Raw genomic sequence first — 24,107 nt, forward strand, 5'->3', positions numbered from 1 at the left:
GTCAGGGCTATTACAATGAGGATGTAATGAGGACATAGACATATAAGGCGCACTCTGATTTTTTTACATAAAATTGTCAGAATCAAAATATAAGATAAGCCACGCAACCATTTTACATGCTCTGATCTAAATAGTTATTTTCAGTTGTTCAGGATGAGAGAATAAACAAAAGAAGAAAACACACAGTTCAATCTGAATTCTGGTGTTTTCTTCTTTTATCATTTAGTAACGATCGTACAAAAGTGATGGGACAAACGATGCAACCCATATCGCTGGAATAAAAATAACTGAAACATTAATTAAAATGGCGGTGTAACAGACCACATATTCTAGCCCCCCTTTCTAGTTGATTCAATGATTATTTATATGATAATTATAACGCTTTGAATGACATAAAATTAAAATGTATCTTAATACAACAATGTCAAGTGTTAAACAAACTGTTAAAACGGGAAAAATAGTTTTCAACATTTAGAGTATCTATACTATAATAGTTACTATCAACTATTTGGAGGAATATCAATGAAACAAAAAATTGCAGTTTTAGGCCCAGGCTCTTGGGGGACTGCTTTAGCGCAAACCTTAGCAGAAAACGGACATGATGTTCGTATTTGGGGAAATGTTCCTGAACAAATCGATGAAATGAATCAGTATCATACAAATAAACAATTTTTACCTAACCTAAAAATTTCCGAAACGATTATCGGTTATAAAGAATTAGCAGAAGCAGTGAAGGATGTCGATGCGGTTTTATTCGTTGTACCAACGAAAGCCATTCGTTCAGTTGCTCAAGAATTGATTGAGAAAATGAATACTAAACCAATCATCATTCATGCAAGTAAAGGGTTAGAGCAAGGAACACATAAACGCATTTCTGAAGTTATTGCTGAAGAGATTCCAGAGGAAAAAAGAAAGGCAATCGTCGTGCTTTCTGGACCAAGCCACGCGGAAGAAGTTGCTGTTCATGATATTACGACCATTACTGCTGCAAGCATTGATCAGCAAGCGGCAATCTATGTGCAAGATCTGTTCATGAATGATTATTTTAGAATTTATACGAATAATGATGTCATCGGAGTTGAAACGGGTGCGGCTTTAAAAAATATCATTGCTATCGGTGCTGGTGCCATCCATGGATTAGGTTTTGGTGATGATGCAAAAGCGGCGATCATGACTCGAGGATTAGCGGAGATTAGCCGTCTAGGAGTGGCAATGGGTGCCAATCCATTGACATTTATTGGCTTGAGTGGTGTAGGTGACTTAATCGTGACTTGTACAAGTGTCCATTCTCGTAACTGGCGAGCAGGAAATTTGCTTGGTCAAGGACATAAATTAGAAGAAGTACTTGAGAATATGGGAATGGTGGTTGAAGGAGTCTCTACTACTAAAGCTGCGGTTGAATTAGCGGAACAACTAGGGGTAGAGATGCCGATCACACAGACAATCTACAATGTATTATATAATGGAGAAGACATCAAACAAGCAGCCAAAGAAATCATGTTGCGAGATGGTAAAATAGAGAATGAATTTTCATTAAGCTAAGGGCTTATATTGAAATGAGAGGACGGGGTGTATGAAAGTTAAGAAAGCAATCATACCTGCAGGTGGTTTAGGCACGCGTTTTTTACCTGCGACAAAAGCAATGGCTAAAGAAATGCTTCCTATTGTTGACAAACCAACGATCCAATTCATTGTTGAAGAAGCATTAAAATCTGGGATTGAAGATATTTTAATTGTTACTGGGAAAGAAAAACGTCCGATCGAAGATCATTTTGATGCTAACCTTGAATTGGAATTAAATCTGCGTGAGAAGGGAAAACTCGATTTATTAAGTACCATCAAGGAAACAGAAGCTGTTAATCTTCATTTTATCCGACAATCTTACCCCAAAGGATTAGGGCATGCAGTTCTTCAGGCCAAAGCATTTGTAGGAGATGAACCATTTGTTGTCATGTTAGGGGACGACTTGATGGTGGATCAAGTCCCTTTGACAAAACAGCTAATGATGGACTTCGAGGAAACTCATTCATCAACGATTGCAGTGATGGAAGTTTTGCCAGAAGATACAGGAAAATATGGAATCATTGATCCTGGAGAGGAAGAAAAAACTGGGTTATATCGAGTAAGAAAAATGGTAGAAAAACCTACTCCTCAAGAGGCGCCTAGTAACCTTGCCATTATTGGACGCTATTTATTAACACCAGACATTTTTCCAATACTCGAAACGCAAACACCAGGTGCGGGCAATGAAATCCAATTAACGGATGCGATTGATACATTAAATCGCCATCAAAAAGTCTATGCAAGAAATTTTAAAGGGAGACGATATGATGTTGGTGATAAATATGGTTACATGCGAACCAATATTGATTATGGGTTACAACATCCAGAAATCGGCGCTACCCTTAAAGAGTATCTGATACAACTTAGTAAAGAGTTATAATTTCTAAACTAAGGTACTTTTACTTGGTCTTATCTAGTTCGTTGCTTAAATTTTAGTAAAATACTTTTTGTTAGCTATTAAAATAAACGTCATTTTGCTTATTATGTAGTAATATAAAAGAGTTATGGCAAAATTGACTTTTAAATACAGAAAAGGTGTGTAGCTTTGTATGGGAAAATTGATTACAATCGGTCAAACACTTCTTGATGGATTGAAATGGCTGATGGAAGGAAATAACTGGTTGTTTTTGACTCCATTGGTGCTAATTTGTGGATATGTTTTCATTCAAATGGCTAGAAAAAAAGAGAAATTATTGATTTTTATCTGGTATTTAGCAACAATTTCTATTTTAAGTGTTATGCTTGAACTTGCTTTAGGTGCGTGGGAAGCTATGATTTTTGCTTTGATATTTATCATAGGTTATTTCATCATCTTTATCCCTTATTTCTTTAGAGGCGTTCATATCGGCAAAAAAGGCAGACACACGGCTTCTCATCGCAGAACAAAACGATCAGATAAACGCTAAAAGCAGTGAGTTAAGAAAGTTGATCTATGTAGCTTGCAACTACGGTTATTGCTCGCTTGAGTTTTTCGTTAGAACAAAGCAATCGCTGGTTAAATCCATTTTATTTGGATGAGCGGTTGCTTTTTTGTCTGGTTTTAGGGTCTGAGTATACCATTTAAGGAATGGGAGTTAGCAAAAAGCAGTAGGGGAGAGTCATCCTGGTAGGCTAAGCAAAAAAATGATCATGACATGTCTAATTGTGGACGGCAAATTTATTTATTTAAGTAGATATTGGCTGTTATCATTGATAAAAAATAAATCTAAAAACAAGAATCCTATCACGATAGGATTCTTGTTCAGTTAAAAAAAGTTGATTTATATGTCAAGAAAACAGACCATGGTTTTTTTATTTTTTCGGACTTGCACTTGTCTGATAGATTACTTAAAATGATTGAAGATAGAAACAGCAGAATAAAAAAAGGCTCCCTAATAGTTAGCGGCAACTAACTATCAGGGAATGACCAGTCACACGTATACACCCTGACCGATCATTTGCCATAGTCAATGCAAGGCATCGACCGTATTTATTGTACCTAATTTCTGGGGAGATTTTTACCCTTGTGTCGGTTTTTCGATGGTCGGTAGCTCGTTTATTTACTATGTCAAGGTATTGGGCAGTATGCTCAATGCCTTTTTTTATCTTTCATTTTCAAGCAAAAGGTTGATACGTCTTAACTGATTTCTTTTTTTATGTTTTAGCACACTTGCTGTTTTTGTTGTGAAATTAAAGGTGGAGAAATAAATGAGTTTACGCTATTTTGATTATTATCAGCAACTAGAAAAGAAATTAAGAATCGAAGAACCCTTGATGGTTCAAGCTGCTTCTTTAATTGCTCGTCAAGTTTCATTAGGTGGACGTTTACAAATCTTTGCTAGTCGTACACTAAGCGGGATAGCATTTGAGTTTTGGGAGCATTTACCTGAAATGATACCGGGCAAGTTAATTGAAAATCCGGCAAATGGGATATATGAAACTTTGGAAGGAACAGGAAAAGCGATCATTGATCAGCTCTCTGTCAAACAAGCAGATATTTTTCTACTTCTTTCCAATGAAGGTAGGGATCCAAGTATTGTGGAGTTAGCTCAATGGATCAAGTCAAATGGTCATTTACTGATTATTGTTACTGGATTTGATCTCTCGCGAAGTATCAAATCACAACACAGTAATGGGTTGCGATTGTTTGAATTTGCTGACCTAGTATTGGATAACCATGCACAAATGAATGATACCGCTTTATCATTGTCAGAAGTTGAGCTTGCTCTTTGTGATAGTTCCTCTATCGCTACCATATTACTATTGCAGCAAACCCTATATTTTACAGTCTGCCAGCTGATTCGTTAGGGAACGTAAAAATAGAATGAATGGAAACATTGCCTTGAAGTAGATGAAAAAGGGACACCTTTGAATAAAACTAGGAACATTCGGCGATTTCTAAGTGTTAGTGTAAAAATTAGAGCAAGGTAACATCTTTTTTCAATAGTTAAAACAAGCAAAATATCACAAAGAAGAGACAAAAAAGAATTCACTTGAATTCTTTTTTGTCTCTTAATACACGTTGATGAAAGAGTCTTCCCCAAAACTCTTTACATTGCAATTATAGTACATTAGTTATGATTATTGCAATGAAGATTGTTTATAGATTAAAAAAAGTCTGAAGCAGCTATTTTTTCTAATACACTATCTGTTTTTTTATTCGTTTTTTTTCGGATAAATAATGAATAAAAAATTCTATTTATATCGAATGTTGAAAAAATATACATATTTAAAAAATGATAAAATGTAATTGGTTTTTCTTCATAAATAATAAAACAAGTAAAGATATCATATGAAACTAATTGATTATATGCTTGCGTCACAAAATACAAGAGAGTTATTTAACTTTTTTTGGTTGTTTTTAACAAAAATAAAAAAGATTGCTTTAATAGATAATTAATGTGTTTAGCGTTTTTTTGCTGTATAATCTAATCTGATATTGATTGTTTTATTCATAAAAATTTAAAGATAGAAAGGAAGACTTCATAGTGAAGAAGCAAGTGTCTTCGGGGAAATCCAAACGGGATCTCACAAAAATGACGACACCTCATACTTATGTCATCATTTTTGGAGTGGTCATCCTTGCTTGGTTGCTGACATTTATTGTACCAGCAGGAAAATTTAGTACACAAGATATCGAATACCAAGATGCAAATGGAGAAACAAGTACGCGAACTGTATTACGCCAAGATTCATTTCGTTATGCTTATGCCTTGGATCGCTCCTATGTATTTGATCAATTAGAGAAGTTACAAAATGATCCGACGGAAAGAGAGAAATTAAAAGTCCCTGAAAAAGGGTTAGAAGAAGTGATTTCTGAAGGTGAAAAGAAATTAACGCAAGAAAAGTTAGATGAAATCTCTTTAACAGATGATGTACTTTATGACCAATTTGGCGAACGCATTTATGATACTTCAAAAAAACTCCATAAAACGGCTCGAGTATGGGGGACCGATGATTTTGGTGGTTTCGGATTTTTGAATTTTGTCTTTGAAGGGTTAGTTTCAGGAGACAAGTATGGATCGGCTGTCGGAATCGCTGCGCTTATTTTAGTTGTTGGTGGTGCTTTTGGAATTATCATGCGCACCGGGGCAATTGATGCAGGGATCTATGCTTTCATCAGTAAGACAAGGGGACTGGAGCGTTTAGCCTTACCGCTATTATTTTTTGCTTTTTCATTCGGTGGCGCGACATTCGGCATGGCAGAGGAAGTCATTCCTTTTTCTATGGTGATGGTCCCATTTGTGATAGCTCTTGGTTATGACTCGATCGTTGCAGTAACAGTCACGTATGTCGCCTCTCAAGTCGGAAATGCGACTTCCTGGATGAGTCCGTTTAGTGTAGCAGTTGCTCAAGGGATCGCTGGCATTCCAGTGTTATCGGGTGCGACGTTCCGATTGATCATGTGGGTCGTTATCACAGCGTTATCTGCTGGCTATTTGATGATTTATGGGGAGAAAATCCGTAAAAACCCTGAAAGCTCATTGACGTATAAATCAGATGATTATTTCAGAAGTCATTTGAAAAAAACAACCGACGAGAAAAAAGCGTTTATGTTGGGACACAAATTGATTTTACTTGAAATGCTCATCGTATTGGTTTGGATCGTTTGGGGTGTTACGCAAGAAGGGTATTATATCCCAGAAATTGCTTCACAATTTTTTGTTATGGGATTAGTCGCAGGGATCATTGCAGTAATCTTCAAATTGGATGGCATGCGGATCAATGATATTGCCTCTTCTTTCCAATCGGGTGCTGCTGATTTAGCTGGAACAGCAATCGTTGTAGGGATGGCAAAAGGGATCTTATTAGTATTAGGTGGCTCAGATGCTTCTGTTCCTTCTGCTTTAAACACCATTCTACATGGTATCGGTACAGCTTTAGCAGGAGTACCAGCGGCTATCGGAGCGTGGGCAATGTATATTTTCCAAAGCCTGTTTAATTTAGTCGTGACATCCAATTCTGGTCAAGCGGCGTTAACGATGCCAATCATGGCACCACTTGCTGACTTAGTAGGGGTCTCTCGTCAAGTAGCTGTATTAGCTTATCAATTAGGCGCTGGATTTATGGATGCCTTTACCCCTGTATCAGCTAGTTTGATTGGTGTCTTAGGTGTTGCACGTATCGAGTGGGCAAAATGGGCAAGATTCCAAATCAAAATGCAAGGATTCTTTTTTGTCCTAGGTACTATCTTTATCATGATTGCGATAGCAATCGGCTTACAATAGCGAAGTAAGAATACTATTTATTAAGGTCAGGGTTAGTGAAGTATGCACGGTGTTTTTTCTGATGACAGAGGAACTCGATGCTTTTTCAAACTTACTAGCCAAAAAGTTGACTTATAGAAAGCAAGCCGAAGAGACTGAAAATAGTTTGTCTTATTTTCATTATTCTTCGGCTTTTTTATACTAAAAATAGTTACTTTTGAAACAAAGAAAACCAAAATATCGGTATCAGAAAGGATGAAGTCAAATGAAAATCATTCGTCAAATTGAGGTCTATGCACCAGATTATTTAGGGGTCATGGATGTATTGATTGCTGGGGATAAAATTATTGCGCTTGAAGAAGCGTTGACCGGTGGCTATGCTGAGTTAGAAGTGGAAGAAATTTCCGATAGTGGGAAAGTGTTGACACCGGGCTTTATTGATTGCCATTTTCACCTTTTAGGTGGAGGTGGAGAGGGCGGTTTTCAAAATCGTACGCCAGAAGTAACTTTAAGTCAATTGACGACAGCGGGTGTAACAACAGTTGTTGGGTGTTTGGGAACAGATGGTGAAGGTCGTGACATGACTGCGCTTATCAGTAAGGGAAAAGGCTTAGAAGCAGAAGGGATCTCAACTTACGTCTATGAAGGTTCTTATCGGTTACCACTCAAAACGGTTACGGATTCAATCATCAAAGATTTTTTGACAATTGATAAAATCATCGGAATTGGCGAAATTGCTGTTTCTGACCATCGATCATCTCAGCCCACATTTGAAGAATTTTCTCGAGCAACTGCTGATGCCCGAGTAGGAGGCATGTTGTCTGGTAAAGCTGGTATCGTCAATGTCCATTTAGGTGGAGGAAAACGTAAACTAGAGTTATTAACAAGGGTAGTTGAGGAAACCGAGATTCCGATTACGCAATTTTTACCTACCCATGCCAACCGCACGCCAGAACTTTTAACAGCTTGTATCGAGTTTGCGAAAAAAGGTGGGACAATTGACTTCACAGCGAGCGAAGATCCTGATTTTTGGGAACGAACAGATGGGGAAGTCCGCTTTAGTAAAGCTTTAAAACAGTTGATCGAAGCTGGCGTTTCCCTTGATCATTTTACAATGTCATCTGATGGACAAGGAAGTTTACCTTATTTTGATGAAAAAAATCACTTTCTTGGTATGGGTGTCGGAAGCGCAAAATCACTACTGGTAGGTATCAAAGAAGCGGTAGAAAAAGAAGAGATTCCACTTGAAGTAGCCTTGCGAGCAATCACAGTCAATCCCGCTCGTGTGTTAAAGCTGGAGCGAAAAGGAACAATCAAAGTAGGGAACGATGCTGATCTATGTATACTTGACAAAGAAACCTTAGCCATCGAAACAGTGATCGCCAAAGGACAAGTAATGGTTGAAAACAAAGAAGTTAAAGTGTGGGGAACCTTTGAAAAAACGATCTAAGAGCATACTGTTTGTCTGTTTTTCAAGTTGATGATACCCTGATAATAGTTAGATAGTTAGAAATGAGAAATTTAAGGGAGGAATTAAGATGGCAGATTTAAAAGGACGTTCTGAAGATGCAAAAGACAAAGTAGTTGGTAAAGGAAAAGAAGCTTACGGTAAAGCAACAGATGATAAAAGCAAAGAAGCTGAAGGAAAAGCACAATCACTTGGTGCTGATATCAAAGAAAAAGCTCGTAATTTAGGCGATGATATCAAAGAAGGCTTTGAAGATGTCAAAGAAAAATTCTCCAAAAAAGATGATAAAAAATAGTTTCTCCAAAAGAGAAGTTTGGTTAAAACTTTGAGAATGATCCTCTGGTTTTGTCCAAAGCGAGTTCTTAAGGAAGATTGATTGTAAAAGACGATAGATTTGGTTTATTGTGTTTTGCACCTCTTATAGTTAGTAAACGAACTTTTGAGGTGCGCCACGATACCGATTCTACCGTCTTTTTTTAGTATGCGTTCCAGCAAATCTGTTGATGTACTCTCTCGAATTATAATAAGTATAATTATAAGTCAATGAACTTAATAGAGCTTTGAAGTGATTGGTAGTAAGAAAGCCTTTATTGAGATCGAAAATCCTACTATAGTTATTCCTAAAAATATGGTAAAATAGACGGAGTATGTTTGTAACAGAAGAACGGATAAAAGTAGACAGTTTGTTAAATTGAGACTGTTTTAATCAATGATTTGAGGCAAGATTGGTTGTGCTTTATAAAACCAGGCTTTTTTTCTTGAGAATAGCAGATGCTAGCGATTTATCTAATTTGTTGTATAATGATGGGGAGTAGTCGAATCCATTGTTTTCGACTTTTGTGTTAAAAATAATCGATTCATCGCTTTAATGAAACTTATTCAAAAATGGCAGAAGATAAACAAGAGGACTGTCAATCAGCTGCTTTTTCTTGCTAAGCAATAGAAGAAGTCAGCTAAAATTTTGTGAGTTGCTCATTGAGATGAATCATCTATTTAGTTAAAGAAGAGAATCGATGTCTTTAAACTTGGACATCATAAGAAGAGGTGAAATTTGTGAGTACCATTAAAATTATCCCTTTAGGCGGCGTACGTGAAAATGGAAAAAATATGTACATCGCTGAAGTGGGAGAAGATATTTTTGTTTTAGACTGTGGTTTAAAATATCCTGAAAACGAATTGTTAGGTATTGATGTAGTCATTCCTGACTTTACGTATCTGGAAGAAAACATTGATCGGGTAGCGGGAGTCTTTTTGACACATGGACATGCAGATGCGATCGGAGCGTTACCTTATTTACTTTCTAAGCTCTCTGTACCAGTATTTGGAACCGAGTTAACGATCGAGCTTGCTAAATTGAGTGTGGGACGAAATGATGCAGCAAAAGGTTTCAAAGATTTCCATGTAGTCGATGAACACACGGAGATTGATTTTGGCGAGACGATCGTCAGCTTTTTCCGAACCACCCACACGATTCCAGACTCAGTCGGGATCAACTTGAAAACCAAAGAGGGCAGTATCGTTTACACAGGCGATTTTAAATTCGATCAGACAGCTATTCCAATGTATCAAACTGATTATGCTCGTTTGGCAGAAATCGGTAAAGAAGGCGTATTGGCATTACTTAGTGAATCAGCGAACGCTGAAAACTCAGTTCCTGTAGCATCAGAGCTGCAGATTGCGGATGAAGTCTTCGATACGATCAAGTATTGGGAAGGTAGAATCATCGTTGCTTGTGTGGCAAGTAATCTACAGCGGGTTCAACAAGTCTTGGATGCAGCCGAAAAGGCACAAAGAAAAGTAGTATTGACAGGGCAAGATTTTGAACGGATTATTCGAACAGCAATGCGTCTGGAAAAACTACAACTTCCGAGTGAAGATTTGCTTGTGACCTTGAAGGACATGAAGAAATACAAACCAGAAGAAATCATCATTTTAGAAACTGGACGGATGGGTGAACCAATTAAGTCATTGCAAAAAATGGCCAATAAAACCCACCGTAATATCAAAATCGAAGAAGGCGACTTAGTCTATATCACAACTACTCCAAGTATTGCGATGGAAACGATGGTAGCTAAAACAGAAGATATCATTTATCGTGCAGGTGGTACGGTCAAATTGATCTCTGAAAACATGCGAGTGTCTGGACATGCGAACCCTAACGATCTTCAGTTGATGCTTAATTTGATGAGACCAACTTATTTTATTCCTGTTCAAGGTGAATATCGTGAATTAGCTGCTCATGCTGATTTAGCTCATGCCGTCGGGATCCCTTACAAAAACATTTACATCACAGGACGTGGTGATGTGTTGGAATATAAAAATAAACGGATGAGTGTCGCTGGAACGATCAGTGCTGAAAATGTGATGATCGATGGTTTAGGAATTGGTGATATTGGTAATATTGTGTTACGTGACCGTAAAATCTTGTCAGAAGATGGTATTTTTGTAGCTGTAGTTACTATTAGTCGCCGTGAAAAGAAAATCGTCTCAAAACCACAAATCACATCTCGCGGTTTCGTTTATGTCAAAGCTAGTCGTGACTTGATGAAAGAAAGTGGGACGATGATCGAAGAAATCGTGGAAAAACACTTGGAAAGTAACGACTTTGAGTGGAGTAAATTAAAACAAGACATTCGAGATCAATTAGGACGCTACCTATTTGAACAAACAAAACGTCGTCCAGTGATTTTACCAGTGATCATGGAAGCAACACAACGTAGAGGCAAAAAATAATTGAAACAATAATGGTGTGGAAAAGGTCGTAATCTTTTAAAGAGGTGACTTTTCCATACCATTTTTTGTATCAGTTGAACCAAAGTTCTTGCTCGTTCTTTTTTTTCTATTTTTTTGTAAAATAAAAGAGAAGGAAATGGAAGGAAGATAGTAGATGAAAACAAAAGTAGAAGAATATTTAGAAAAAGAAAGAATTTCTTACGAAGCTCTGACATTTAATCAGACAGAATTGAATGATTTTCAAAAAATACTCAAGCAAAAACAGATTGATCAAAACAGTGTTTGTAAAACATTAGTTTTGAAAGGGGATAAAACAGGTGTAATCATTGCCGTTGTTCCATTGTCGGAACATTTAGATTACAAAAAAACCAGGAAAATTTCTGGTGATCACAAAGTCGGTTTTCCCGGAATGGATTTTGTGATGGCATCTACTGGTTATCCACATGGTGCAAATACACCGATCGGCATTTATCTTAAACACCCAGATTATCTTTTTTTAGTTGATGCGTCTTTCAAAGAAAAGCAAGTGTTGGTCATGTCAAGTGGCGAAATTGGCAGAAGCATTAAGATCGCTAGAACAGACTTCGAAAAAATAGTTCCTTTTACGTATGCAGAGTTAGTGGAGTAGCGTACTTAGAGTGGTTTGAGCTGATTTGCCACTTGGTACAAACTGTATTATCTGTTACAATGATTACGTATGTACTGTACTATTATTTAGGATTATTCTCTAAATGAAATCGGTTTATTTAATGTATGAAAGAAAGTAAAAGGAGTGAGAAAAGTGAAATTTACTTATCACGGACATTCATGTGTGTCGATCGAAATGAAAAATGGTGAACGCTTGATTATCGACCCGTTTATTACAGGCAATCCGTTAACAGATTTAACAGTGGATAAGGTAGAAGTAGACTGGGTTTTAGTTACTCATGGGCACAACGATCATGTAGGAGACATGGTGCCGATTGCTAAACAAAATGATGCAACGATTATCAGCATTGTTGAGATTACCAATTATGCGGAACAGTTAGGTGCCAAAGGACATGGGATGAATATTGGTGGAAAATATGAATTTCCATTTGGGATCGTAAAATTTGTTCCTGCTCAGCACAGCTCAAGTTATGAGGTAGCTGGCACACCGCTTTATATGGGCGAACCTAGTGGGATTGTGATCCAAGCGGAAGGAAAAACGATCTATCACGCAGGAGATACCGCTGATTTTAGTGATTTGGCTTTACTTGCCGAACAATTTACCATTGACGTTGCCTTTTTACCAATTGGTGATAATTTTACAATGGGACCAGAAGATGCAGCGAGAGCAGCAAAACGGATTGGCGCTAAGCTAGTCGTTCCTATCCATTACAATACATTTCCTGTTATCCAACAAGATCCTCAACTATTTATTGAGAAGTTGGCAGGGAACGAAGGAAAAATAATGAGCGTTTCTGAAACGCTAGAAGTGTAGGTTAAAGATATGGCGACGAAACATGACTTGATTTTAGAATATATCGAAAGCTTACCGGTTGGAAATCGTATTTCAGTCAGAAGTATAGCAAAAGAATTAAACGTAAGTGAAGGAACGGCCTATCGTGCCATCAAGGATGCTGAAAATATCGGATTAGTTTCAACGATCCAACGTGTCGGAACAATCCGGATTGAGCGGAAATTGAAAAAACATATTGAACGACTGACGTTTGGGGAAGTCGTCAGGATCATTGAAGGAGATGTATTGGGAGGTGCAACAGGATTAGACAAAGTATTGAATAAATTTGTGATCGGTGCGATGACGAAACATGCGATGGAACGCTATATCACACCAGGATCACTGATGATCGTCGGTAACCGCTCGGAAGTTCAAAAATTAGCTTTAGAAGATGGAGCCGCCGTGCTGATTACTGGTGGATTTGACACTACCCCCGAGATTGCTCGCTTAGCAGACGAATTAGCGATGCCGATTCTTCGTACGACTTATGATACCTTTACCGTAGCAACGATGATCAACCGTGCTTTGAGTGATCAATTGATTAAAAAAGACATTATGCTTGTCAGTGATATCTATATGTCAGCAGAAAAGACACACTACCTGCTACAAACAGATACGATCGCCGATTATCAAAAACTATCAGAGGAAACGCACCATTCACGATTTCCAGTAGTGAACCGTCACATGCGCTTGATGGGAATTATTACTGCTAAAGATGTACTTGGTAAAGCAGATACACAAGTAATTGAGCGGGTCATGACAAAAGACCCGATCAGTGTGAAAAAAACCATGAGTGTTGCTTCTGTCAGCCATCAAATGATCTGGGATGGTTTAGAAGTCATGCCAGTCGTTTCGGATGATTTGACACTTGAAGGGCTGATTACTCGGCAAGATGTGATGAAAGCCATGCAGTTAGTTCAGCGACAACCGCAAATTGCAGATACGATCTCTGACCAAATCTCAGGAGGAATCCAAACGATCGATCGAGACCGAGACGGGAATCTTTTGGCAAATCCAAAGTTTAAATTTATGGTTACCCCTCAAATGGTCAATGGGGTCGGTACGATTTCATTTGGTGTATTAAGTGAGATCCTTTCTGATGTTGCACAAAAAACCATGGTATTAAATCAACGCAGAAATATCATGATCGAACAGATGAGTCTCCATTATCTACGTTTAATCCAACTTGAAAGCGAATTGGATATTCGTCCAAGAGTGCTTGAAATTGGTCGGAGATCAGCCAAACTAGACATTGAAGTATATATCGAAAATACGATCGTTTCCAAGGCAATCGTTGTTTGCCAAGTAATGGAACGTTCATAGAAAGCAGGGAAATAATGACTGTCCAATCTGAAATTTTAGCAGAAATAAAAACATATGATCGAATCATCATCCATCGACATCAACGTCCTGACCCAGATGCTTTAGGTTCTCAAGTAGGTTTAGCAGAGATTTTAAGAGCAACGTTTCCTCAAAAAGAAATTTACCAAGTCGGGGAAACTGTGGAGGGCTTGCGCTTTTTAGCAGAAATGCAAATAGTTGATGATCAAGTGTATGAAGGAGCTTTGGTCATCGTCACTGATACAGCAAATGCACCTAGAATCAGTGATGATCGTTTTAAGTTAGGTGAGAAATTAATAAAAATTGATCATCATCCAAATGATGAACCGTATGGTGATCTGGTCTGGGTCGATACGAAAGCCAGCAGTTGTAGTGAGATGATTACGGAGTTTGCCCTCATGTTTCCAAATGAGTTAACGTTGAATACTAGTGCAGCGCGTTTGCTTTATGCTGGGATTGTAGGAGATACAGGACGCTTCCTATATCCAGCTACAACCGCCAGGACGTTGGAAATTGCAGCAGATTTAAGACGTTATCCTTTTGATGCCAGTGCATTGAATCGTGAAATTGAACAAATGCCGATGAAAGTTGCTAAACTTTCAGGTTATTTATACCAAAATATCCAGGTTGATGAAAATGGCGCAGGAAAAGTGATTTTATCACAAGAACTCCTTTCGCAATACGGAATTGATGATTCTGAAACAGCAGCTGTTGTTTCCTTGCCTGGTGTCATTGATGAGGTATTAGCTTGGGGAATCTTTGTGCAACAACCTGAAGGATATTACCGTGTACGGTTACGTTCGAAAGGCCCGATCATTAATGAATTAGCGAAAAAGCATCATGGTGGTGGCCACCCGCTCGCAAGTGGCGCAAGTGCGAAAGATTTAGCGGAAGTGGCAGAAATTTATGACGAAATCAAAGAGATTTGTCATGCGTATCAAAGATAGTAACTATTTTAGAAGAGAGAGTTGTTCGTTGTAAAAAGGATTTTTACTAAACTTTGTTTTAAAAATCACAAGTCTCTCTTTTCAAAAGACACGTTATCCGTTACAATAATGCTCAACGCTATTTTTAAAGGAGAAAGAAGATGACATTACCAAACTGCCCACAATGTGGCTCTGAATACACTTACGAAGATCGAGGATTATTTATTTGTCCTGAATGTGCAAATGAATGGACAAATGAAGAACAGGACCAAGTAGATGGCTTGATCGTTCTTGATGCTAATGGTAATCCTTTGGCAGAAGGCGATAGTGTGACAGTGATCAAAGATTTAAAAGTGAAAGGTGCATCTGGTGCCATCAAACAAGGAACAAAAGTGAAAAATATTCGTCTAGTGGAAGGCGACCATAACATTGATTGTAAAGTCGATGGATTTGGACCGATGAAATTAAAATCAGAATTTGTTAAAAAACTCTAATACACTCAAGGTATTTTCACCTTCTTTTTAGATCACTCATGGTAAAATAAGTTAAAATAAAAAGGAGTGGATTTATCATGTATGGATATGGCATGTATGGCTTTTTTGATCCTACATTTTTGTTAGTGATCATCGGATTAGTTATTTCCGGTATTGCCTCAGCTTATGTGAACAGTACTTTTCGTAAATATGACAAAATCAGAAGTAAGAATAACGTGACGGGTACTCAAGCAGCGCAATACATTTTACAAAGTCAACAAATTAATGATGTCGGTGTCCAACAAATTGCAGGAGATTTGACCGATAATTATAATTCAGGAAATAAAATGTTGAGCTTATCACAAGCAACGGCACAGTCTACTTCGGTAGCTGCAATTGGTGTTGCTGCCCATGAATGTGGGCATGCGGTACAAGATGCTGTTGGTTATGCGCCACTAAAGATTCGTGCCGCACTGGTTCCAGTGGCTAATTTTGGTTCGATGATTTCATTTCCATTGATTTTGATTGGTGTTTTACTGAGCTGGAATGATACATTGATCAACATCGGTATTTTTGCTTTTTCACTTGCGCTTTTGTTTCAGCTAGTTACATTACCAGTCGAATTTAATGCATCCAGACGAGCCATTCAAATTCTAAGCGAAGGTGGTCTTCTGACAGCAGAAGAAGTACCAATGGCTAGACACGTACTCTTTGCCGCAGCATTGACATACGTAGCTGCAGCACTTGCCACTTTCTTACAATTGCTTCGTTTGATCTTATTATTCGGTGGTAATCGTAGAGACTAGTACATGGGACATTATTAAGGTCCTTACTAGCAATGAAAAATCGTAAGTAATCATCGTTAAACCGCTTTGACCTGGTTCAAACGCAAAGAGTTGAATAAGATAGGGCTATCTATCAAGATAATAGTTAAGTATAGGACAACAGGTTGTCCTATACTTTTTTGGCTTGTTTCAGCTATTTTCCAGCTTAAGGAAACAAAAGGATTATTTTTGGTGGAGTCTTTGTATCAGATGGAATAAATGGAGCCAAAGTTCATCTTCACGTTCAGGGTCAAGATAAAAGATATCTGCCGTTTGTTGTTGGGTATCGAACCAATCAGTGACGATTAAATCAGCTTCTTCAGGGTTTTCGGTGATTTGTAAAAACTGATGATTAAAAATATTTTTTAATAATTTTTCGATGTGGTAGTTTCCCGAAAAGACCTTGCTTATTTGTAGATGTATCGCTAATTTTTTATTTTCTTCCGATTTTAAAAGTGTATAGATCAGGCGACTAAGATGTTCGTGCAGTAAATTTTGGCTTGGTTGAGAAGTAAACGTGTCAGCGATGATCATTTGTATTTTTTTTAATCGTTGATCCGAGGCATCGATTTTCATATTTTCAGAAGGATAATAAAGTGCATGGAAGTAATCGATTTTTTCTTGGAATAAAAAAATAAACGTCGTCAGCATCATAATCAAATAATGGTAATAATATTTCTTTTCACCAGCAGATATCGAAGGGAATGACTCAGCTATTTTTTTGATCAGAAAAGAAACTTGTCGACAAAGCGAATGATTACTTTTAGAAAACTCATAGCCAAAGAGTGTTTTTTGTTGTTCGGGAATGAGGTTAGGAAAAAATAGCAAAGTAAAAATTAAAGTATAGTACTTCATTTTGGACAAGACTTTCAGGCAAGGATTGGGACAATTGTTTTTTCAATTCGCCGCTAAAATCTTTTGTAGAAGTTAAAATTTTCATTGTTTCATAGCTTTCTAAGAGGCTAGCATCTGGTAATTGATGATGAGCAGATCGCATTAAAAAGATTGCCACTAATAAGTAAACTTTTTCTTGTATCTTTGATGTTTTCTTGGTCATCAAAAGCTCATTGGATAAATGAGTATGCTTTACTTGGGAAAGTTTCATATTTGTCAAAGGCCAATCAATCCCCTGAAAAGCATCAGAAAAAAAGAAATACATATAAATTCTAATCGATAATTCATCGCCTTTCAAAATGTAACAATTTTGGCGAGAGATGATTTGCAGATGGAACTTTTTAAGTGATTTGTTTAATTGATTAGTTAGTTTTTCTAAATAAGAAGGAGATATGTACAACTTTTCCAGTAATATTTTTTTTGAAACACGGCTGTGTGGCGAATCAAAAAGTAACAATAAAAAATTAAAACGATTTGATTCGCGTAGGAAAAACAATTTTATATAATGAAAGATCGCCATTTTTTCATCTTTATGTTGTGAATCTAATTTCAATTCGCCTTTGGCAGTTGAGTAAATGAATCTAGGGATACTTAGTTGTTGAAAAATAGTCCCGTTTAATTTGCGGATGATTTCTTTGATCGTTCTCTTAGGGATTGATAGAACCTGAGATAATTCACGTAAGGAACATTTATTGGTTTGAACAATGGTATAGAATACTAACAATTCTTTCTTTTTTGCGTCCGTTAACATAAGTTGCTCCTTTTCCTTTTATTTTTTGTCCATGGGAGGACATAAACTGTGAGTGGAAAGAGTTTTTAATGTATGTTATTCTCACATAGTAGTAGTTGTTGTATGTACATGTTGTTATTTAAATGGTATATAACAATCGTTTATTCTATTGTTGTTTTTTCGCTCATTTTGTCAAGTTATAACAGATTAAATAATCAATTTATATAACAAAAACATTGTTATTTAGCTGATTTTGTTATGTTGGGTTTTGAGTGCTGAAGAAAGTTATTAATAAAATAAGCTTCTTGTTGAAATTGTACCTAAATATATTTTTTTGATGTTATGTTGTTATTTTTAATGGGGGATTAGTACTGTTCTCTAAATAATAATGCCTTTAATTTAGAGATGACTAAAAATAATGTCTTTTTAAAAAAAATGATCAAAAGTGAGAAAGGAAGAATTGTATGAGTAGAGTAACAAATTTTAGCAAAGAGTATTTACTCTTTAAAAGTATGGTATATGCTGAAGAAAATGGCTTATCAAAGATAACAGCTAGGAGTTTAGCTTCTTTTTGTGGCTGTTCCACTTATCCGATTTATGCCCACTTTAAATCAATACGTATATTAAAAGAAAAAATACTTGAAGAAATAACGATCTGTTTTGATCGCTATTTATCAGAATATGTCATTGATGATTTCTTCAGTATCGTCCATCTACTAAAAGAGTTCTTTTCAATCCATGAAAGCATTCGTGGAGTAGTGATTAAGTCTGAGTTAGATATGGCTTCCTTATTTAAACGTGCGTTTTCAGAATATGTCAAAGAACATACTGGGATCAAAGAGCCTTACTTATTAGAATTACTTTGGCTCAATGCATTAGGCAGTTTGAACTCAGATCGATCTTCTCATGAATTTTTTGAAACAATGACATTGATTTGGAATAAATTGGCTGAGTTGGAAGAGAACTTGCCTGAAGTATTAACAAATATTGAATATTCCCCTAAGTAAATGGATGAAACGATGCTGAAGCGTCCTTTCATATAGATGATCAGAAAAATTGGTGGTAGCGTTTTATCTTTCGGCGATTTTGAAAGTGAAAAAGGGTAAATAGTTCGTTTATCTTTTTATCTATGCTATGATTAATATAGATAAAAGGAGCTGATAATGATGAAAACATCAACAAAAGTAACAATTGGATTAGGTGTCGCAGCAGCAGCAAGCGTAGCGACAGCAGTAGTTGTTTCGGGAAAAGTCATTGAAAAAATCCATCATTTGACGAACCGGGCAAAAGTAAAAAAGTTCGTTAATGAGACATTTGATGGAAACGAAAAACTACTAGATATCGTTGAACATTTATCGGATAGTGATTTAGATTCTTTGATGGGAATCCTGGCGAAGATCAAGTCAGGCAAAAAGAAAATTTCTGTCTACGGAGATTCTCTAAAAGGATCAACGGAAGATGTGAAAGACCGTTTACTCCATTACGTTGATAAAATCATGTGATGCAACAAAAAAAGTAAAGTTAAAAGTACAAAAAGAGCGAAAGTATTAGAAAATGGGACAAACATTATTGGTTTGTCTCATGAACGAATACTTTCGCTTTTTGTGTTCAATGTGTTTGTTCTTGCAGTAAGAGCAAATGACAAAACAGTAAATCATTTGCTTCTTTTAAGTTGAACCCAGTTTGTTCTTGGAATTTTTCGATTTTGTATTTCAATGTATTTCGATGAAGAAAGAGTGATTTAGCTGTCGAACTAATATTACCTAAATTTTTCCATAACACTGAAATGATCTCTTCCATTTCTGTCCGTTTGACCATCTCCTGATAACTTGCAATTAACTGATTGTTGTTCATTGTTCCTTTTGTATAATGATGTAAAGCCACCTCCGATAATGAGATTGCGCCACCATGTAAAGCAAAGTGCTTTTTTTCTTCAAAAAATATTTTCCGCTCTTCAAAAAACAGTTCTGAAAAATTGGGAGAAGGCAAATGAAATGAGCCAATAAATACTTGGGTAGTAATTTCAAAGTCTGCATCTAATGAAAGAAAAATACCTCTTAGCTCAGAAATTTCTAGATAACTAGGATATTTTTTTTCAATCAGTACAGCATCGGTTTCTGTATAAAAGAAAAAATCTTCTAAGTGGAAAAACATTTCACCGATTGTTTCTTGCCATTGGCGCTTAAGAAATTCTCCTCTTGGATCAATGTGAAATTGAATCATGCGAAAGCTTTCTTCTGCTACTAGCGGTTTATTTTCAAATAGATAATGATACCACGGATGATTATCTTCGACAGTAGCTACAGGGAATAACGCTTTCAAAATATTTGTTTCTTGTGTCGAAATCGTCGATTGATCGATCCATAAAAAATAATCATCAATTGCTAAAGAGAGAATTCCTTTATCGGAAGCAGGAGAATTTTTTTTCTGTGCATTAGGATAAAGTGTTATCAGTTTTGTCAAGTCCATCAAAGTCACCTCAAGTTTTATTTTACCATAAGACAAAAAGCTAGTTACAACCTTTTTGTCTTATGCTAAAGTTAAGCAAGAAAATGAAAAGTAGGGGATCGATTGGAAATGAAGGAAATCGATAATGAAAAACATGAAAAATGGATGCGGTTAGCCATTGAAGAAGCTCAGAAAGCCCAACAATTAGCGGAAGTACCAATTGGAGCGATTGTTGTTTTAAATGATGAAATCATTGGAAGAGGCTACAATTTAAGAGAAACCACGCAAGATGCAACCACGCATGCGGAAATGATTGCGATCCGTGAAGCTTGTCAAAATGTTGGAAGTTGGCGTTTAGAAGAATCCCAATTATATGTGACACTCGAGCCTTGTCCTATGTGTAGCGGTGCGATGATTTTATCTCGAGTCAAAGAAGTATACTTCGGTGCGTATGATCCAAAGGGCGGAACAGCGGGAACATTAATGAACTTGTTGACAGATGAACGCTTTAACCATCAAGCCCATGTAGTAGGAGGCGTTTTGGAAACGGAATGTGGCCAACTTTTAACGGATTTTTTTAGAGAGTTGCGCTTAAGAAAAAAGAAATTAAAAAAAGGCTAGCCAAATAAAAAAAATCAGGTATACTATTATTTGCCGAAAGGCTAGGACAATGGCGGGCTTGTGAAGCGTGTCAGATCTGGAAGGAAGCAGCACTAAGCAGGATCCGCCATGTGTCTGATTAAAACGAATCTTAAAAGCGTGATAGGTAGTACTTTACTACTTGTTACGTTTTTTTTGTATAATGAACCAGTGTCTCTTTAGTTTTTTAGGTACTTTATTTGTATTTTATAGAGAAGTAAATAGATAGAGTATAATTGTTATTGGTAAAAAGACAGCATTCCATACCAATGACCTAAAAATAAATAATCGAAAGAGGTACATATTGATGGGAACGGAACACAAGCAAATGATATAAACGACGGTATACAGATGGCTAGTGACTATCTTGGGCTACAATTGTCTTATTATATTGAGGAAGAAAATAAATTGCCGTCTAGCTCAAGTATAAATAATATTAATGTAGAAAACTCTTTTCCTTTTGAGTAGACAAATACATACAATAAAGAGTATTTATTTGTCACGCTTGTTTCAGTTAATATAAAAGAGTATCTGGACATGGAAAAGAGAGAACGTAAAAATGTGTCTATTCCTAAATGGGCAGATAAATTAGGCAAAGAATTGAAGATCAATTTTTCTGAAACATTGACACATGCGATTTTAAGAAATCAGAAGAAGTAAAAAATAATTAAAATAAATGACAAGAAAAAAGCCTAGAATAAAATTTAACTTTAAGCTGAAATATGGATTTTACAAATATTCACAACGAATATTTTGTGAAATTCTTTTTTTGAATATGCAGAGAACTTGATAAAATGACAGCTCTAAATTTAATAGTGAACGAATAAGTTGACTTAAGAACAGTGAAAAGTTGAAAGAATCATTTGAGTGATTTTGCTCAAATGATTCTTTTTTTTGTCACAAATTTTATTATTTTCCAACATATCTAAATGGAAACAAAAATCTTTAGCAAAGTAGTGAAAGGAAGGTCTGACAATGTAAAAAGAAGAATAGTGTATCAAACAAATGATGAAAGCTAAAAGCAAGGGACTCAAAACTGCAAACTAATGTCTGTTATTGAGGGCATTTCTTTCGCAGTCATTACGTTTAAAAGGAGGTGTTAGTATGACGGCATTAACGAAAGTCTTTGCTAATGATCAAGCATTAATTCACAGTTTTTTTCTAGTGGTTCTATTAGATCTCATAACAGGTTGGCTTAAAGCAAAAGTCAATCATGTTTGGTATTCAACGCTAAGTTGGCGAGGACTTTGGAAAAAACTCAGTCATTTTGTGTTATTGATCCTGACGGGAGTCGTTGATTTTGTGTTGATCCAAAACGGCGTTCATTTTGAATTTACGTTAGTAAAGGTTTTTACGACTTGCCTGATTTTCACTGAGATTGGGAGCATTTTGACCAATATTGCTGAGTCAGAAGTAACGACTTATTTTGAGGGGATTTTAAAATCAATTCAAGACAAAATGAAACCAAAACAATAACGAAACAGAGAACGATTAGGAAGGATCAAAGTGAATTTACTGAGATACTACGTGATAATGACTTTTTTATTTACTAACAAAGCAACCTAGGCACAGCTTTTTAGAAAAAAGTGAAAGATTTTATTTTTTCTGTCACAAATCACTAAAATAGCTCACATATCTATGTGATTCGAATCAAATGATCAAAATAATTTTTTAGGAGGATGAAAGATAACAGTAAGTAATAAGCTGTGTACATTTAAAGGCGCAACTAATATGAAAAAATGATTGAAAGTAAGGAGCGAACAATTATTATGGGACAATTTGAAACAGCAAAAACAATTTGGGATTACTTGGTCAGTCAAGGTTGGTCAAAAACCGCAGTTGCTGGATTATTAGGGAACATGCAATCAGAAAGTGGCATTATTGCCGACCGATGGGAGAGCGACATTGTCGGAAATATGTCTGGTGGATACGGACTAGTGCAATGGACACCAGCATCTAAATATATCAATTGGGCAAATGCGAATGGATTAAATTACAAAGACGTCATTTCTCAATGCAAACGTATTGAGTGGGAGGTAGCAAACAATCAACAATTTTATAATATATCTATGACGTTTCAACAATTTAAGACAAGTAACAAATCTCCAGAAGAACTGGCGAATATTTTCATTCAATATTATGAAAGACCGGCAAATGCAAACCAACCAGCAAGAGCGCAACAAGCTAGATACTGGTACCAACAATTAAACCGAACAAAAGTCGTGGATTGGTTCAATAAACATCGTGGACAGATAACCTATTCCATGACTGGCTCAAGAAACGGTACAGATGGAACGGCAGATTGTTCTGGAAGTATTACTCAAGCAGTCAAAGACAGCTCTGGAATTCCTTATAGCTATTTATATAATACGGTTACCCTTGGTGGTTATCTCCAGAGATGTGGTTATGTATTAGTTTTAGTCGGAAATTCAAACGCTTCCAATCTCTCTCAGCTGAAAGATGAGGATATTGTTTTACTTTCTGGTGGGTCCTCGATGGCTGATTCAGGTGGTGCGATTGGACATACAGGTGTGATTACTGGTGGTGGTAAAAACATCACTTCAACTTGTTACTATACGCAAGGAGAAAAAAATACTGCGATTCAAGAATTACGTTTTGATAAAAATTATATCGTTGCAAATGGGTTTCATTATTATGAAGTTTGGCGTTTTTCTGGCGGTTTTAATCAATCAAGTTCAACAGGAATGACTAATGACCCAACGCCACCTTCATTTTCGACAAATGTTCATTATAGTTTACGAGTGTTGGGGGGAGCTTGGTTAGGAGAAATCACTAACTTTAACAATTCAGATTCTAATGGTTTTTCAGGATTACCGAATCATCAACACGATATGCTATATATCAAGGTTGATAAAGGAACATTACGTTATCGAGTACACACGATGACAAGCGGTTGGTTAGATTGGGTTAGTAAAGGTGATCCAAATGACATGGTCAATGGATGTGCAGGGAATCCTGGAGAAGCGATTGATGGTGTACAAATTTATTACACAACACCTGCTGGAGAAACTTATTCACAAGCATATTACCGTTCACAAACGACCGCTCGTGCTGACTGGTTACAAACTTGTTGCGATGATGGAACATCGATCGTCGGTTATGATGGTTGGGCGGGGATGTTTGGCGAACCGCTAGACCGTCTGCAAATCGGGATTGCGAAATCCAATCCTTTATTTACTTATTCACCAGGGGTAAATAATGGGGGAAGTTTTTCTACCAATGTTCACTATGGGTTACGTGTGTTGGGCGGAAGTTGGTTAGGAGAAATTACCAATTTCAATGATGTCGATTCCAACGGTTTTTCAGGATTGCCAAATAATCAACATGACATGCTTTATATCAAAGTAGATGCGGGAACGATTCGTTATCGAGTCCATACGG

22 protein-coding genes, 1 other RNA gene and 2 pseudogenes are annotated in these 24,107 nt (G+C 36.6%); 22 read left to right on the forward strand and 3 right to left on the reverse strand.

Annotated features, from left to right (window positions below; genetic code table 11):
* Positions 1-522 precede the first annotated feature (522 nt).
* The 14 genes from EHR_RS07050 (at position 523) to EHR_RS07120 (ending at position 15,976) form a co-directional block, all read left to right on the forward strand.
* Positions 523-1,542 (forward strand): NAD(P)H-dependent glycerol-3-phosphate dehydrogenase, encoded by a 1,020-nt coding sequence (locus EHR_RS07050; protein WP_010737185.1) that lies wholly within the window; start codon positions 523-525, stop codon positions 1,540-1,542.
* A gap of 31 nt (positions 1,543-1,573) precedes the next feature.
* Positions 1,574-2,443 (forward strand): UTP--glucose-1-phosphate uridylyltransferase GalU, encoded by an 870-nt coding sequence (galU, locus tag EHR_RS07055; RefSeq protein WP_010737186.1) that lies wholly within the window; start codon positions 1,574-1,576, stop codon positions 2,441-2,443.
* Positions 2,444-2,612: 169 nt separating this feature from the next.
* Positions 2,613-2,969, forward strand: a complete 357-nt coding sequence (locus EHR_RS07060) for a hypothetical protein (protein WP_010720747.1) — start codon at positions 2,613-2,615, stop codon at positions 2,967-2,969.
* A 781-nt stretch (positions 2,970-3,750) separates the two neighbouring features.
* On the forward strand, positions 3,751-4,350 hold the full coding sequence (locus EHR_RS07065; protein WP_010737187.1) for an SIS domain-containing protein: 600 nt from the start codon (positions 3,751-3,753) through the stop codon (positions 4,348-4,350).
* Between the two features lie 680 nt (positions 4,351-5,030).
* Positions 5,031-6,770 (forward strand): putative basic amino acid antiporter YfcC, encoded by a 1,740-nt coding sequence (gene yfcC / locus EHR_RS07075; protein ID WP_010720745.1) that lies wholly within the window; start codon positions 5,031-5,033, stop codon positions 6,768-6,770.
* 244 nt (positions 6,771-7,014) lie between these two features.
* Positions 7,015-8,199, forward strand: a complete 1,185-nt coding sequence (gene iadA / locus EHR_RS07080; RefSeq protein ID WP_010737188.1) for a beta-aspartyl-peptidase — start codon at positions 7,015-7,017, stop codon at positions 8,197-8,199.
* A gap of 88 nt (positions 8,200-8,287) precedes the next feature.
* Positions 8,288-8,512 (forward strand): CsbD family protein, encoded by a 225-nt coding sequence (locus tag EHR_RS07085; protein WP_010720743.1) that lies wholly within the window; start codon positions 8,288-8,290, stop codon positions 8,510-8,512.
* A 758-nt stretch (positions 8,513-9,270) separates the two neighbouring features.
* Positions 9,271-10,950 (forward strand): ribonuclease J, encoded by a 1,680-nt coding sequence (locus EHR_RS07090; RefSeq protein ID WP_010720742.1) that lies wholly within the window; start codon positions 9,271-9,273, stop codon positions 10,948-10,950.
* Positions 10,951-11,104: 154 nt separating this feature from the next.
* Positions 11,105-11,578, forward strand: a complete 474-nt coding sequence (locus EHR_RS07095) for a YbaK/EbsC family protein (protein WP_010737189.1) — start codon at positions 11,105-11,107, stop codon at positions 11,576-11,578.
* Between the two features lie 153 nt (positions 11,579-11,731).
* Positions 11,732-12,412 (forward strand): metal-dependent hydrolase, encoded by a 681-nt coding sequence (locus EHR_RS07100; RefSeq protein ID WP_010737190.1) that lies wholly within the window; start codon positions 11,732-11,734, stop codon positions 12,410-12,412.
* A 9-nt stretch (positions 12,413-12,421) separates the two neighbouring features.
* Positions 12,422-13,753: a DRTGG domain-containing protein gene (locus tag EHR_RS07105; protein WP_010737191.1), complete on the forward strand. Its 1,332-nt coding sequence runs from the start codon at positions 12,422-12,424 to the stop codon at positions 13,751-13,753.
* Between the two features lie 14 nt (positions 13,754-13,767).
* Positions 13,768-14,718 (forward strand): DHH family phosphoesterase, encoded by a 951-nt coding sequence (locus EHR_RS07110; protein ID WP_010720738.1) that lies wholly within the window; start codon positions 13,768-13,770, stop codon positions 14,716-14,718.
* 140 nt (positions 14,719-14,858) lie between these two features.
* Positions 14,859-15,191 carry a zinc ribbon domain-containing protein YjdM gene (locus EHR_RS07115; RefSeq protein ID WP_010720737.1) on the forward strand — a complete coding sequence of 111 codons (333 nt, stop codon included), beginning with the start codon at positions 14,859-14,861 and terminating at the stop codon, positions 15,189-15,191.
* A 77-nt stretch (positions 15,192-15,268) separates the two neighbouring features.
* Positions 15,269-15,976, forward strand: coding sequence for a zinc metallopeptidase (locus tag EHR_RS07120; RefSeq protein WP_010720736.1), 708 nt, complete (start codon positions 15,269-15,271; stop codon positions 15,974-15,976).
* Between the two features lie 201 nt (positions 15,977-16,177).
* On the opposite strand, the gene EHR_RS14440 is transcribed toward EHR_RS07120, so the two are convergent.
* Both EHR_RS14440 and EHR_RS14445 read right to left on the reverse strand, forming a co-directional pair.
* Positions 16,178-16,849, reverse strand: a complete 672-nt coding sequence (locus tag EHR_RS14440; RefSeq protein ID WP_014834472.1) for a hypothetical protein — start codon at positions 16,847-16,849, stop codon at positions 16,178-16,180.
* Complete coding sequence (locus tag EHR_RS14445) at positions 16,806-17,639, reverse strand: helix-turn-helix domain-containing protein (RefSeq protein WP_014834473.1); 834 nt, start codon at positions 17,637-17,639, stop codon at positions 16,806-16,808. Before EHR_RS14445 ends, EHR_RS14440 begins: the two co-directional genes overlap by 44 nt.
* Before the next feature lie 443 nt (positions 17,640-18,082).
* Here EHR_RS14445 and EHR_RS07130 point away from each other — a divergent pair, with 443 nt between their 5' ends.
* Together EHR_RS07130 and EHR_RS07135 are read left to right on the forward strand one after the other, a co-directional pair.
* Positions 18,083-18,625, forward strand: coding sequence for a hypothetical protein (locus EHR_RS07130; RefSeq protein WP_010720734.1), 543 nt, complete (start codon positions 18,083-18,085; stop codon positions 18,623-18,625).
* Between the two features lie 159 nt (positions 18,626-18,784).
* Positions 18,785-19,120 (forward strand): hypothetical protein, encoded by a 336-nt coding sequence (locus EHR_RS07135; RefSeq protein WP_010737193.1) that lies wholly within the window; start codon positions 18,785-18,787, stop codon positions 19,118-19,120.
* 106 nt (positions 19,121-19,226) lie between these two features.
* Here EHR_RS07135 and EHR_RS07140 read toward each other — a convergent pair whose 3' ends face one another.
* Positions 19,227-20,087 carry a helix-turn-helix domain-containing protein gene (locus tag EHR_RS07140; protein WP_010737194.1) on the reverse strand — a complete coding sequence of 287 codons (861 nt, stop codon included), beginning with the start codon at positions 20,085-20,087 and terminating at the stop codon, positions 19,227-19,229.
* Between the two features lie 108 nt (positions 20,088-20,195).
* Between EHR_RS07140 and tadA the strand changes: the two genes are divergently transcribed.
* From tadA to EHR_RS14770, 6 genes and pseudogenes are all read left to right on the forward strand, one after another.
* Positions 20,196-20,687, forward strand: a complete 492-nt coding sequence (gene tadA / locus EHR_RS07145) for a tRNA adenosine(34) deaminase TadA (RefSeq protein ID WP_010737195.1) — start codon at positions 20,196-20,198, stop codon at positions 20,685-20,687.
* Between the two features lie 39 nt (positions 20,688-20,726).
* An RNA gene (gene ffs / locus EHR_RS13795) (signal recognition particle sRNA small type) lies at positions 20,727-20,811 on the forward strand.
* Positions 20,812-21,242: 431 nt separating this feature from the next.
* On the forward strand, positions 21,243-21,365 hold the full coding sequence (locus EHR_RS14605; protein WP_010737196.1) for a hypothetical protein: 123 nt from the start codon (positions 21,243-21,245) through the stop codon (positions 21,363-21,365).
* 444 nt (positions 21,366-21,809) lie between these two features.
* Positions 21,810-22,181 carry a phage holin family protein gene (locus EHR_RS07150; RefSeq protein ID WP_010737197.1) on the forward strand — a complete coding sequence of 124 codons (372 nt, stop codon included), beginning with the start codon at positions 21,810-21,812 and terminating at the stop codon, positions 22,179-22,181.
* 293 nt (positions 22,182-22,474) lie between these two features.
* Positions 22,475-22,852 (forward strand): annotated as a pseudogene (locus tag EHR_RS14765) (phage tail tip lysozyme); the annotation flags it as partial.
* Between the two features lie 117 nt (positions 22,853-22,969).
* Positions 22,970-23,896 (forward strand): annotated as a pseudogene (locus EHR_RS14770) (phage tail tip lysozyme); the annotation flags it as partial.
* Between the last annotated feature and the right edge of the window lie 211 nt (positions 23,897-24,107).

The organism is Enterococcus hirae ATCC 9790 (assembly GCF_000271405.2).
In the GTDB taxonomy this organism is placed as follows: Bacteria; Bacillota; Bacilli; order Lactobacillales; family Enterococcaceae; genus Enterococcus_B; species Enterococcus_B hirae.

Bases quoted from the DNA above. Each gene is read 5' to 3' on its own strand.
- EHR_RS07050 (WP_010737185.1), top strand. From the start codon at position 523: ATGAAACAAAAAATTGCAGTTTTAGGCCCAGGCTCTTGGGGGACTGCT.
- galU (WP_010737186.1), top strand. From the start codon at position 1,574: ATGAAAGTTAAGAAAGCAATCATACCTGCAGGTGGTTTAGGCACGCGT.
- EHR_RS07060 (WP_010720747.1), top strand. From the start codon at position 2,613: ATGGGAAAATTGATTACAATCGGTCAAACACTTCTTGATGGATTGAAA.
- EHR_RS07065 (WP_010737187.1), top strand. From the start codon at position 3,751: ATGAGTTTACGCTATTTTGATTATTATCAGCAACTAGAAAAGAAATTA.
- iadA (WP_010737188.1), top strand. From the start codon at position 7,015: ATGAAAATCATTCGTCAAATTGAGGTCTATGCACCAGATTATTTAGGG.
- EHR_RS07085 (WP_010720743.1), top strand. From the start codon at position 8,288: ATGGCAGATTTAAAAGGACGTTCTGAAGATGCAAAAGACAAAGTAGTT.
- EHR_RS07095 (WP_010737189.1), top strand. From the start codon at position 11,105: ATGAAAACAAAAGTAGAAGAATATTTAGAAAAAGAAAGAATTTCTTAC.
- EHR_RS07105 (WP_010737191.1), top strand. From the start codon at position 12,422: ATGGCGACGAAACATGACTTGATTTTAGAATATATCGAAAGCTTACCG.
- EHR_RS07110 (WP_010720738.1), top strand. From the start codon at position 13,768: ATGACTGTCCAATCTGAAATTTTAGCAGAAATAAAAACATATGATCGA.
- EHR_RS07115 (WP_010720737.1), top strand. From the start codon at position 14,859: ATGACATTACCAAACTGCCCACAATGTGGCTCTGAATACACTTACGAA.
- EHR_RS07120 (WP_010720736.1), top strand. From the start codon at position 15,269: ATGTATGGATATGGCATGTATGGCTTTTTTGATCCTACATTTTTGTTA.
- EHR_RS14440 (WP_014834472.1), bottom strand. From the start codon at position 16,849: ATGAAGTACTATACTTTAATTTTTACTTTGCTATTTTTTCCTAACCTC.
- EHR_RS14445 (WP_014834473.1), bottom strand. From the start codon at position 17,639: ATGTTAACGGACGCAAAAAAGAAAGAATTGTTAGTATTCTATACCATT.
- EHR_RS07130 (WP_010720734.1), top strand. From the start codon at position 18,083: ATGAGTAGAGTAACAAATTTTAGCAAAGAGTATTTACTCTTTAAAAGT.
- EHR_RS07135 (WP_010737193.1), top strand. From the start codon at position 18,785: ATGAAAACATCAACAAAAGTAACAATTGGATTAGGTGTCGCAGCAGCA.
- EHR_RS07140 (WP_010737194.1), bottom strand. From the start codon at position 20,087: ATGGACTTGACAAAACTGATAACACTTTATCCTAATGCACAGAAAAAA.
- tadA (WP_010737195.1), top strand. From the start codon at position 20,196: ATGAAGGAAATCGATAATGAAAAACATGAAAAATGGATGCGGTTAGCC.
- EHR_RS14605 (WP_010737196.1), top strand. From the start codon at position 21,243: ATGGAAAAGAGAGAACGTAAAAATGTGTCTATTCCTAAATGGGCAGAT.
- EHR_RS07150 (WP_010737197.1), top strand. From the start codon at position 21,810: ATGACGGCATTAACGAAAGTCTTTGCTAATGATCAAGCATTAATTCAC.